Here is an 11,345-nt window from a genome sequence, read left to right as displayed (position 1 = left end):
AATGCCTTTCATTGATATACAACCACCGTCGCAGCGTGGGTTCACCTAACAATAATAGGTTTTAACATGAAAAATCTTTCAAAAATCGTCGTAGCGAGTTCTCTACTGACTTGTGCTGCTGCGCAAGCGGGTGGGTTATACCTTTACGAAACTACAGCATCGGATATTGGTTTGGCATCCGCTGGTATGGCGGCTCGTGCGCAAGATGCCTCAGTAATGGCAGCAAACCCGGCTGGTCTGGCGAATGTTTCTGGTAAATCTTTCTCTGGTAACCTGATTGGCCTTTACGGTGACGCGCAACTAGACACGATGACTGGCGATGCGGGCAACGTGATTGGTTTTGTTCCTATGGCGTCGGCATTTTACAGCCAACAAGTGAACGACAAATGGACGCTGGGTATTGGTCTGTATGGCAACTACGGTCTTGGCCTAGAGTACGAAGGTCTTTTGGATAATCATTTAGATATTCCTACAGCAACGACACAAGCGTTGACCATTCAACCTTCCGCTTCTTACCGCATCAATGATCACTGGTCTGTGGGTGCGGCGCTTGGCATTCAGTACGGTATGTATGAAGTGGAAACGAAGGGAGCCTTGAACTTCAATGACGAAGACCAAGATACTCAGCTCAACGGCCGAGTAGGTGTGCTTTATGAAGCAACACCAGGCACGCGTCTTGGTCTGTCTTACTCTTCTGAAACCGAATTTGAATTCGACAATAGTAACTCCATTGCTCCGCAACAACTGATCTTCAGTGCTTACCACGAAGTGAATGATGACCTAGCGGTGATGTGGAACGTGAACTGGCAAGACTGGAGCGAATACACAACCACGCTGAACGTAGAGACACAAGACACTTACCAAATCGCATTGGGTACTCAGTACAAACTGAATGAAAAAATGATGTGGAATGCAGGTTTTGCATTCGATACCAGCATGTATGAAAGTCAATCAAACGGTGACATTACCGTTCCTACTGGCAAGGCGTACCGCATTGGTACAGGCATTGATTACAAATTGGATTCAGAAAACTCAATTGGTTTCGCGTTTGAAGCGATCTTGATGGAATCGTCAAAAACGCCACGCTTACAAGCTGGTTTTGATGAGCCCGCGCTGTACTTCATGAGCATGAGCTACAACTGGAAAAACTAATCATTCCTAATCGCTAAAACGCCTTCCTTACAGGCCATTCTACCCTAACTACCTGCACTGGATGCTGTCACACCATCTAAGGTAGTTAGGGCGCTTCTGTCACATCCAGTGAGTGATGATTCAAAAAGTATCTGCGCAGCTAAGTGCGGGTATTCAACATCTCAAAGGACTAAAAAATGAAAAATAAACTAGCGTTAGTGTGTACGACTTTGTTGGTTAGTACGCTGGCTCATGGTGCCGAGCATCGAGTAAAAGACAATAAAAACAAGTTGGCGGATGACCCAACAAAAGTCATCACGAAATTTGGCGCGTCGTACGCAAACAACTACGATTTTGATGATCAAAACATCTCATTCTCGGGCTCACTTGCGCTTGACCAAGCGCGTAAAATTAACCTGCGTATCAATGATGATGCGAGCGAGTGGCGTATTGGTGGCTCGTGGTTGTTTCCGGTCGGTATCGTGAACTTCAACTTCGGTAAAAATGAATACGTAAATGGCGCGGATCAAACCAACTACAGCGTTGGTACCTTTATGCCGCTAAGTTATTTCGGGATTGAGCCAGCAGGCTTCCAAATTTTCCCAATGGCAGGCTATACGTACAACACTGGTGATGTTCCTGTTTGTGACGGTGCAGAAAGTAGTCTCTGTAGCGAGCCTAACTTTACGGGGACGCCAAGTGCAGAGAATGGCTTCAACATGATGAGCTCTTCAGGCAGTAGCGGTTACGTTGGTGCATTTGCGCTGAAATTGTTTACCAAAGAGCTGACGTTAATCAGCTTCGCAGCAGGCACTTACGGCTCAGAAAACAGTGAAGGAGAGAACTACAAAGGCTTCTTTGGTGGTATTGGTCTTGGTTACCTCGTGAGCAAACGCCACTCTTTTAACGTAATGACGTTTGTCATGGACAACAACACCTATTTGGATGAAGCAGACAAGCGCATCGTGTTATCATATCAATATCAATTTGAATAAATAAAAACGCAGCCCAAATAGCTGCGTTTTTACTTTGATAGAATGAACTAGTGAATTGAGTTGTTTTCTTCGATCTTTTTCTGGTACTGGTGTTTTAATATATACATGCGCTTAACATCGCTGTAAGCGCCGTTAATAAAGTATTCTTCTACAAGGTGACCTTCTTCGATAAAGCCGCACTTTTTGTATAAGTGAATAGCGACTTCGTTATCCACTGCGACTAATAAGTAGATTTTACGTAGATTAAGAATTGAGAATGAGTAATCTAACGCACGATTAATCATCTCTGTCGCATAACCTCGGCCTTGATGCTCTGGGGCGATGATTATCTGAAATTCCGCGCTGCGGTGAATGTAGTTAATCTCGATCAGCTCAACTAAGCCAATTACGATGCCGTCTTCATCTTCGACGACAAAACGCCTTTCAGCGTCATCATGTATATGTTTTCGATAAAGTTCTTCGAGCTCGTCATAAGACTCGTAAGGTTCTTCGAACCAGTAGGCCATGATATTTCGGTTGTTATTCAGTTCATGAATAAAGCGCAAATCAGAACGCTCTAATGCACGCATTTTTAGGCCTTTCTTCATCATTTTTCTCCAATGAGGGCGGAGAATACCTCCGCACTTGATGCTAGAAAATATTACCGTATTTCACAAGAATAGCGCATCTTTTTTTGGAAAATATCCTGTGATTTTCAATGTGGAAACTTAGAGTTCACGACAAATATAAATTAATCTTTACGATAAAAAACTCGATTAGGTGCTTTGCCTAATATCGTATTAAATACCGCGCAACGACTTAGTGTCTTAATCTAAACAAACAAGGTATTCAATATGTTTTCAATCGGTGACGTAGTAGTAGCGACTAAAGGTATCGATCTTGGCGAAATGGTTGTTACAGGTTTAAGCAGTGGCGGTTTTTACACACATGTAAAAGCAGGCGAAAAAACACTAACTTACCCAGCTAAAGATCTTAAGAAAGCATAATTAAATTTGCTCATTCTTATTTTTAACTGGCTTAAAGTTCGTATTAGTTATTTTAAGCGGGTTAGAATCGATAAAAGGTAGCGCAATGAGTCGCTACCTTTTTTTATTTTTTCTACCTTTCTTCACCAATATGAAACTCAACGCGATTTCTTCCGGTTTCTTTTGCCTTGTAAAGTGCTAAGTCGGCGCGTTTAACGAGTGGTTCAAATGAGTCGTCGAGACGACAGACTTGAGTTACCCCAATACTCGCGGTGAAGCTCATATCACAACCTGAATGTTGAACGGTCGTCGTTTCTAGTGCATTACGAATTGTTTCTAATGTGTCTAGAGCTTGCTGTGATGAGCGACTTCTTAATACGATGGCAAACTCTTCACCGCCAACTCTGGCAAGTAAGTCACAATCAAGTAGATGACTTTTAATAGTATTAACTGCATGGATCAGTGATTTATCGCCTGCGTCATGACCAAATCGGTCATTGAGGCTTTTAAAATTGTCGAGATCTAAAATAGCAACATGGAAGTCAATGCCCAGGGTTCGGTATTCATTTAGGCGGCTTTCGATTTGTCGCATGAACTCTCTGCGGTTTGGAATACCTGTTAGATCATCCGTCGTGGCGAGGTGTTCCATTTTCATAATCTGTATATGAAGGGCAATGTTTAAAGCAATCCAATTAGCGATGCACTGAAGCTGTGCCGCTTGTTCGTTTGTGTAAATGTGCGTTTGATGATGCGCAACGTTAAGCGTTCCTAGGCAGACTTTACCGTGCATTAAAGGCGCGTCCATACACGTACCCATACCATTGGATGCGAGCATCACACAATCGATCTCATCAGATTGCGTAACATCGTCGCAGATCATCAGTTGTTGCTTTTTGAACACTCGGCCAACAAACGCTTGATGAATGGGCACTAAAAATTCAGCGGGAATCGCTTTACTACCAGAGAAAGAGTAGACCTTTAAATGATCATTGTTTTCATAAAGTGTGATACTCGCACGGTCAGAATTAAATATACGATTTATCCATTCTGCCACCGTATCAAGTACTTGCTGTAGTGTTTCCGATTGAGCTAAAAAGTGAACAAACCCTATCGGCATACATATCGGACTTTCCATGTTTTGCATCGATAAGTCATCAGGGTTAAAAGTTCTTTCAAGTCTCAATAGACATCTCCTTGGCAATGTTGCAAATACCAACAATAAATTACGTGAAGCTATTTTGTAGAAAATGTGCTTCTTGGTAAGAGTATGGTTCAATTATCGCCGTTTGTGTGCATTAGGTTGCTTAATGTGGGCGTTAACTCACCCTAAATAAGTAAATCTTATACCTATTTATAAGTAAGTCATTACTCAATAAGTGGTGTTTTTAAGATGGAAGTACAGAATGAGCCCTTCTGGAAGAGAAGGGCTAGAAAAGGATACAAATAGGGTCAGGTGAGTGGTGACTTAATTGTCTTTATACTTTTGTAAAATCAACTGACTTATCTGCGCAACGAGTTGGTCCCTAGCTTGAAGTGAGAGCTCGGTTTCTGTGACATAAATACTAATGTAAACAGGTCGATGATTTTCCTTCCATATAATCGCGTTAATGCCACGCGAACCATGACCTCCCGCACCAGAACGGTCTGCAATAGACCAACCTGTTGGTAATACAGAACGCATTAACGAGTCTGAAACTTTGTTGTCCTGCATCCAGATTTTTAATTGTACACGAGACTCATAAGACAACGTTTCGCCTTCGACCAAAGTTCGAAGAGTGTTTAGTATGGCGTTAGGTGTGGTTGTGTCGCGGCTGTCGCCTGGTGTGGCTTCGTTCAAGCGAGGTTCTATTCTGTCTAGGCGCGTTGCTTTATCTCCAATTGTTCGCAGAAACATTGTTACGGCCTTAGGGCCGCCAATTTCATTTAATACTAAGTTGGCTGCGGTATTATCACTCATTAACATAGCGGCTTCACACGCGTGCTCTATGCGTGTGTTTTGGCCTGCGAGCTTATCCATCACTGGAGACCATACAACGATACTGCGCTCATCGACTTTTGCGGTCGCATTTTTACTTAGCTTACCGCTGTCCATATCACTTAGCATTTTGGCACAAGCTAGGGTTTTGAATGTGCTCATGAGTGGGAAGCGTTCATCGCCACGGTAATCCCAACGCTCGTCTGCTTGGGTATCCCAAACTGACACCCCAATTCTGCTTGAGGTTTGTTGCTCGAGGAGAGAAATGTCCTCATTCAGTTGGGACGCGTAACTTAGGGTTGAGCAAACCATTAGCCCAGCCAACAAAAATAACTTTTTCATGGATCGTGTTCTTCAATTTTAGTTTTAGTTCGCACGGTAGCGATGTCACGTAAACTATAACGAGCCAGTACTCTAAACACTGTTAAATCTATGTCTATTTTATGTAGGATTCTTTGCAATACGCTTAAACGGTCTCAATATGGGGAGAAGAGTGTTGCTATCAAGGCCTGTAGTTTGGCTTATATATTACGTCGGTGATTCGGTCACAAAAATATCTTAGCGTGAGACACTGGCTCAGAATTCCTTGTCATGAGCTAACGAATAGTTTGCTCCAGAGACATAAAAGGAGCTGAATCATCAGCTCCTTTTGCCTATTTGGATAATTACTTACAGTTCAATCTTTTTAACCATGCCCGCTTCTGCATGGCCCGGAATGTTGCACGCGAACTCAATCTTGTTGTCACCGTGGAAATGCCACAACAACTGCTTCGCTTTACCCGGTTCGACCGTCACAGAGTTGCCCGAGTCGTGCATGTGATCACCACTCATTGTTTTCATCATTTCGCGATGTTCTAGCTGCTCTTTAGCCGAACCAATCGTAAACTCGTGGTTGATCTTACCTGTGTTCATGACTACAAACTGCACCACATCGTTTGGCTCAATCTTAACGTCTTTCTTGAACTTGATTGTCATGTCATCACCTAAGATAACGTGTACCACTTTGTCTGGCTTTGCCCCTTTTGCTGGCATACCAACGGCTGACATGCCCGGCATATCCATCATGTTTGAGTGGTCCATTTTGCTGTGATCCATGTTTGAATGATTCATGCTGGAATGGTCCATCTGGCTGTGGTTCATATTCGAGTGATCTATTTGCGCAAAAGCGGTCGTTGTTGTTAGGGCTAGAGCAAGTGTGATTAGTGTCTTTTTCATTTTTATATCCTTGTTTTAATTCATTAATAATTCGGTATTTTCCCCTCAAAACCGAGTGTTTGAGGGGAAGGTAGGGATTAAGCCTTGTTGCCAGTTTGCGTGCTTGTTTGACCAAGAGTTGAGTTATCCGGGCGCAACTCGCGTTGCTTCCAGAGCTTGAAGATGGCAGGAAGTACCAACAGCGTCAGCAGCAGCGCCGATGCCATACCACCAATCATTGGTGCGGCGATACGTTGCATCACTTCTGAACCAGTACCTTCGCCGTACATGATCGGAATCAGACCTATAATGACCGTTAGTACCGTCATCATTACGGGGCGAACACGTAAGCCTGCACCTTCGCGAATGGCATCGGTTAGGTCTTTCGCCTCAAGCTTTAGTTGGTTCTCTTCCGCATCGAGTTTTTTGTAGTGCCACGCTTGGTTGAGGTAGACCAGCATGATGACGCCAATCTCAACTGCGACACCTGCTAGGGCAATAAAACCGACCCCAACGGCAATCGAGAAGTTGTAGTTGAGGATATGCATGAGCCACAAGCCACCGACCATAGCGAGCGGTAGGGTAAGCATGATGATCATCACTTCGCCGACACGACGGAAGCTGAAATAAAGCAGCAGCATAATGATGGCGATGGTGATTGGTACTACGACACTCAAGCGGTCTTTCGCACGCTCCATGTATTCGTATTGACCAGACCAAGCCAGCGAGTAACCCGCAGGAAGCTCCAGTTGATCGGCCACGACCTGTTGCGCTTCCACGACGTAAGAGCCAAGGTCACGACCATCGATATCGACAAATACCCAGCCATTCGGGCGCGCGTTTTCCGTCTTGATCATTGGCGGACCGTCTTCGTAACGGATGTCCGCTACGTCAGCCAGTGCAATACGAGCGCCATTTGGTGTCACCAATGGTAGGTTTTGCAGTTTAACCACTGAATCTCGGTAGTCTTGTGGGTAGCGAACGTTGATTGGGTAACGCTCCAAGCCTTCAATGGTTTCACCTACATTCATGCCGCCGACCGCAGTGGAGATCACCTGCTGAACGTCTTTGATGCTCAAGCCGTAACGCGCTGCGGCACGGCGTTTAATGTCGATCGTGACATAACGACCACCCGCCACACGTTCTGCGTAAACCGATGCCGTGCCTTGTACGCCATTAAGAATTGGCTCCAACTGAGAACCTATCTTCTCAATCACTTTCAGATCGGGTCCAGCGATCTTAATGCCGATAGGGGTTTTGATGCCCGTTGCGAGCATGTCGATACGCGTTTTGATCGGCATAACCCAAGCGTTAGTAAGACCAGGGAACTGAACCAGATTATCGAACTCTTTGCGCAGTGACTCGGTTGTTACCCCTTCACGCCATTGATCGTGCGGTTTCAACTGAATCACGGTTTCAATCATGGTGAGTGGCGCTGGATCGGTTGCGGTCTCAGCTCGACCAATCTTGCCCCATACGGTTTTCACTTCTGGAACGGTTTTGATCAGCTTGTTGGTTTGTTGTAGAAGCTCGCGCGCTTTACCAATCGAGATACCCGGGTAGGTCGTTGGCATGTACATCAAGTCGCCTTCATCCAGCGGCGGGATGAACTCGCTGCCCAGTTTACTGGTTGGGTAATAAGCCGACGCCATTAGACCTAATGCAATAACAATCATGGTCTTAGGGTATTTTAGGCTGGTATTCAACAGCGGGCGGTACAACGCAACCAAGCCGCGGTTAACCGGGTTTTTGTGTTCCGGTAACACTTTACCGCGAATGAAGTAGCCCATAAGCACGGGCACGAGCGTGATTGCCAAACCTGCTGCCGCTGCCATGGCGTAAGTCTTAGTGAACGCAAGCGGCGAGAACATCTTGCCTTCTTGACCTTCTAAGGCGAACACAGGCACAAAGCTCAGAGTAATGATCAGCAATGAGAAGAACAGCGGTGCGCCAACCTCTTCAGCGGCTTTGCCAATTACTTGCCAGCGGTTCTTGTCGGTCAGTGGCGTTCGTTCAATGTGCTTATGAACGTTTTCAATCATTACGATTGCACCATCCACCATGGCACCGATGGCAATCGCAATACCACCCAAGGACATGATGTTGGCGTTGATGCCTTGCCAATGCATCACGATAAACGCACTAAGAATACCGACCGGTAGGCTCAGAGCGATAACCAATGAAGAACGAATGTGGAATAAGAATAAGGCACACACAATCGCAACCACGATGAACTCTTCAGCAAGCTTCTTCCATAGGTTTTCTACCGCTGAATCGATAAGGGTAGAGCGGTCGTAGGTTGCAACAATTTCCACGCCCTCGGGTAGACTGCGTTGTAGGTCTGCGAGCTTGTCTTTGACTTTCGCAATCACTTCACTGGCGTTTTCGCCAAAGCGCATCACGATAACGCCACCCACGGCTTCACCTTCGCCATTCAGTTCTGAAATACCACGGCGCATCTGTGGACCAAGGTTAATGTCTGCGATGTCTCCTAATAGCAACGGCGTGCCTTTCTCGGTGACTTTGAGAGGCAGTGATTTAATGTCTTCAATGCTGGTTAGGTAACCCGTGGTACGAACCATGTGTTCGGCTTCCGCAACTTCGATAACAGACGCGCCGGTCTCTTGGTTACCGTTTTGGATTGCCATGTTCACTTGTTGCAGAGTGAGGTTGTAAGCACGCAGCTTGGCAGGATCAATCTGCACTTGATACTGCTTCACCATACCGCCCACGGTAGCGACTTCAGACACGCCATCCACGGTTTGCAATTCGTACTTCAAGAACCAGTCTTGCAGGCTGCGAAGTTCGGCTAAATCGTGTTTACCCGTTTTGTCTTGCAGTACATAGCTGTAAACCCAACCCACGCCCGTTGCATCAGGACCTAGGGTTGGTTTTGCGTTCGGTGGCAGCTTTGGTGCTACTTGGCTTAAGTACTCCAACACGCGTGAACGTGCCCAGTACATGTCGGTATCATCGTTAAAAATGATATAAACGTAAGAGTCACCAAAGAAGGAATAACCACGAACTGTCTCAGCACCCGGCACGGCAAGCATGGCGGTGGTGAGTGGGTAAGTGACTTGATCCTCGACGACTTGAGGAGCCTGACCCGGATAGCTGGTTTTGATGATCACCTGAACATCGGAAAGGTCAGGGATCGCATCGACAGGTGTGTTCTTTACACTGTAAAGTCCGCCGAAAATAAGCGCTAAGGTCGCGATCAACACGAGGAAGCGGTTGCTCAGTGACCAACGAATAATAGCATTGATCATAATTAACCCTCGACCGCTGTTGTTGCAGGAACTAGCTGTTTAAGAACGTAGTCAGATCCTTGTTTTTCAACTAGAAACTGAACTTTCTGTCCTTCTTCAAAACCTGATAAATCCACGTCTTCACCCACAGAGAAGTTCATCTCGCCTGCATCCCAGTTCCATTCAGTTACTGGTAGATGGTTTAAGGTGATCATGCCAAAATCAGCCATCAGCATGGTGATGTCACCAGTCAGCCAAACTTCTGTCGCAATGACGCTGTTGTCAGCTGTGCTTTTTGATGAATGGAAGTCGATGATTTGGTACTGACCGGATTCTGTCTTTTTCATCTCAAATTCAATGGATTGACCTTTTTTCAAGTCACCCATCTCAACGCCATCGGCGAAAGTAAAGTTCATCACCATGCCAGGCCAATCCCATTCTGGTACGGGCTGGTGGTTGATGGTCAGCATACGGTGATCTTTCATCACATCCGTGATCTCACCTTTGGCCCATGCCGTTTCTGCTGCCGTTTCTACTCCATTGATGCGAGATAGATCCGCCGATTGGTTTGATTCAGAATCGAGCATGAAGTGAGATGAAGTAACGATCTTATCGCCCTGTTTAAGTCCTTGTAATACTTCGATTTGTTCGCCAGCTTCACGACCAACTTCAATTCGAGCTGAGCGGTATTTGCCGTCGCCTTCAGCCAGAACGACGCGAGTCATACCACCAGAGCGGATAACAGATGATTTAGGAATCGTTAATACTGCGTCGTCAGTGACAGGCTGCAAGGCAATATTGGCGAACATGTTTGGCTTCAATGCGCCATCTGGGTTAGGGAATTTAAGACGCACACGCAACGTACGTGTTTTCGGATCAAGGATTGGGTACACGTAATCTACGACACCTTGCCATTCATTGCCCGGAATCGCGTCAAGGGTCATCGTGGCTTGAGAGCCGGCTTTCATCCAATGTGCTTGACGCTCAAAGACTTCCGCATCAACCCAAACATTGTCCAAAGGACCTGCACTGATCACCGCTTGAGCAGGGGACAAATAGCCACCTTCACGCACGTTTAAGCTCGCGATAACGCCATCAGCAGGCGCTTTGATTTCAATGGTTTGCGATGCTTTACCACTACGAGTAATGGATTTGATTTGAGCACGGTCAACACCAAGCGTTACCAAGCGCTCGGTCGCGCCTTTTACAAGACCTTTGCGGCCAGTGCGGTACGCATTCAGCAATTCTTCTTGTGCTTTAACCAGTTCCGGAGAGTAGAGCGTGAACAGCACATCGCCTTTCTTCACTTTCTCACCCACGGCATTGATGTAGAGTTTTTCTACCCAACCCGCCACACGAACGTTGGTTTGCCATAACAGACTTTCATCAAAGGCAATATAGCCAACCGTTTCGATGCGTGGTGATAGTTGTTGTAGTGTCGCGTTTGCGGTTTTAACCCCGAGGTTGTTTTCTACTGAAGGGTCAATAGTCACTGTACCCGGTGCGTCTTGTTCACCGGATAGGTCTTCTGCGTAAACCGGAATCAAATCCATGCCCATTGGGGACTTACCCGGCTTGTCGCGTTTGTAATTCGGATCCATTGGGGCAACCCAGTAAAGCGGATCATTAGAGCTTGCAGCAGATTCGCCACCCATCGCACTCATGTCGTGAGCCGAGCCCGTAAGAAAATGATTAGCACCAAACCCTAAAGCACCACCAACAATCAGCGCGATGGTTGCAATCTTAAATGTTTTCATTGTTTTACCTTATTTTCCCCTTCACATTTGACGCTACAGCGTTGTTGCCTGCTCCCGTTCACCCAAATCACATAGCAGAT

9 protein-coding genes are annotated in these 11,345 nt (G+C 46.0%); 3 read left to right on the top strand and 6 right to left on the bottom strand.

From position 1 onward, the window contains the following. The first annotated feature begins 66 nt into the window (after window positions 1-66). Window positions 67-1,152: an OmpP1/FadL family transporter gene (locus R7044_RS18755; RefSeq protein ID WP_017821523.1), complete on the top strand. Its 1,086-nt coding sequence runs from the start codon at window positions 67-69 to the stop codon at window positions 1,150-1,152. Between the two features lie 176 nt (window positions 1,153-1,328). After that, window positions 1,329-2,126 (top strand): hypothetical protein, encoded by a 798-nt coding sequence (locus tag R7044_RS18750; RefSeq protein ID WP_017821522.1) that lies wholly within the window; start codon window positions 1,329-1,331, stop codon window positions 2,124-2,126. A 47-nt stretch (window positions 2,127-2,173) separates the two neighbouring features. Here R7044_RS18750 and speG read toward each other — a convergent pair whose 3' ends face one another. Next, a complete protein-coding gene (gene speG, locus R7044_RS18745) occupies window positions 2,174-2,713 on the bottom strand; it encodes a spermidine N1-acetyltransferase (protein WP_005375417.1) in 540 nt (179 codons plus the stop codon). A 246-nt stretch (window positions 2,714-2,959) separates the two neighbouring features. Here speG and R7044_RS18740 point away from each other — a divergent pair, with 246 nt between their 5' ends. Continuing rightward, complete coding sequence (locus R7044_RS18740) at window positions 2,960-3,112, top strand: hypothetical protein (RefSeq protein ID WP_005375418.1); 153 nt, start codon at window positions 2,960-2,962, stop codon at window positions 3,110-3,112. A gap of 112 nt (window positions 3,113-3,224) precedes the next feature. On the opposite strand, the gene R7044_RS18735 is transcribed toward R7044_RS18740, so the two are convergent. The 5 genes from R7044_RS18735 to R7044_RS18715 form a co-directional block, all read right to left on the bottom strand. Continuing rightward, the gene (locus R7044_RS18735) at window positions 3,225-4,274 is read right to left on the bottom strand and encodes a sensor domain-containing diguanylate cyclase (RefSeq protein ID WP_025998663.1); all 1,050 of its coding nucleotides are present in this window, start codon (window positions 4,272-4,274) and stop codon (window positions 3,225-3,227) included. A 282-nt stretch (window positions 4,275-4,556) separates the two neighbouring features. Beyond that, window positions 4,557-5,408: a carbenicillin-hydrolyzing class A beta-lactamase CARB-42 gene (locus R7044_RS18730; RefSeq protein WP_005375420.1), complete on the bottom strand. Its 852-nt coding sequence runs from the start codon at window positions 5,406-5,408 to the stop codon at window positions 4,557-4,559. A 327-nt stretch (window positions 5,409-5,735) separates the two neighbouring features. Continuing rightward, entirely contained in the window at window positions 5,736-6,281 is a 546-nt protein-coding gene (gene copI, locus R7044_RS18725) for a copper-resistant cuproprotein CopI (protein ID WP_225455751.1), read from the bottom strand. 77 nt (window positions 6,282-6,358) lie between these two features. Beyond that, window positions 6,359-9,529, bottom strand: coding sequence for an efflux RND transporter permease subunit (locus R7044_RS18720; RefSeq protein ID WP_225455750.1), 3,171 nt, complete (start codon window positions 9,527-9,529; stop codon window positions 6,359-6,361). 2 nt (window positions 9,530-9,531) lie between these two features. Next, window positions 9,532-11,265 carry an efflux RND transporter periplasmic adaptor subunit gene (locus R7044_RS18715; RefSeq protein WP_225455749.1) on the bottom strand — a complete coding sequence of 578 codons (1,734 nt, stop codon included), beginning with the start codon at window positions 11,263-11,265 and terminating at the stop codon, window positions 9,532-9,534. Between the last annotated feature and the right edge of the window lie 80 nt (window positions 11,266-11,345).

The organism is Vibrio sp. 1402 (genome assembly GCF_033340275.1).
The sequence above is the reverse complement of the archived record's forward strand: the minus strand, read 5'-3'. Positions and strand labels throughout refer to the sequence as shown.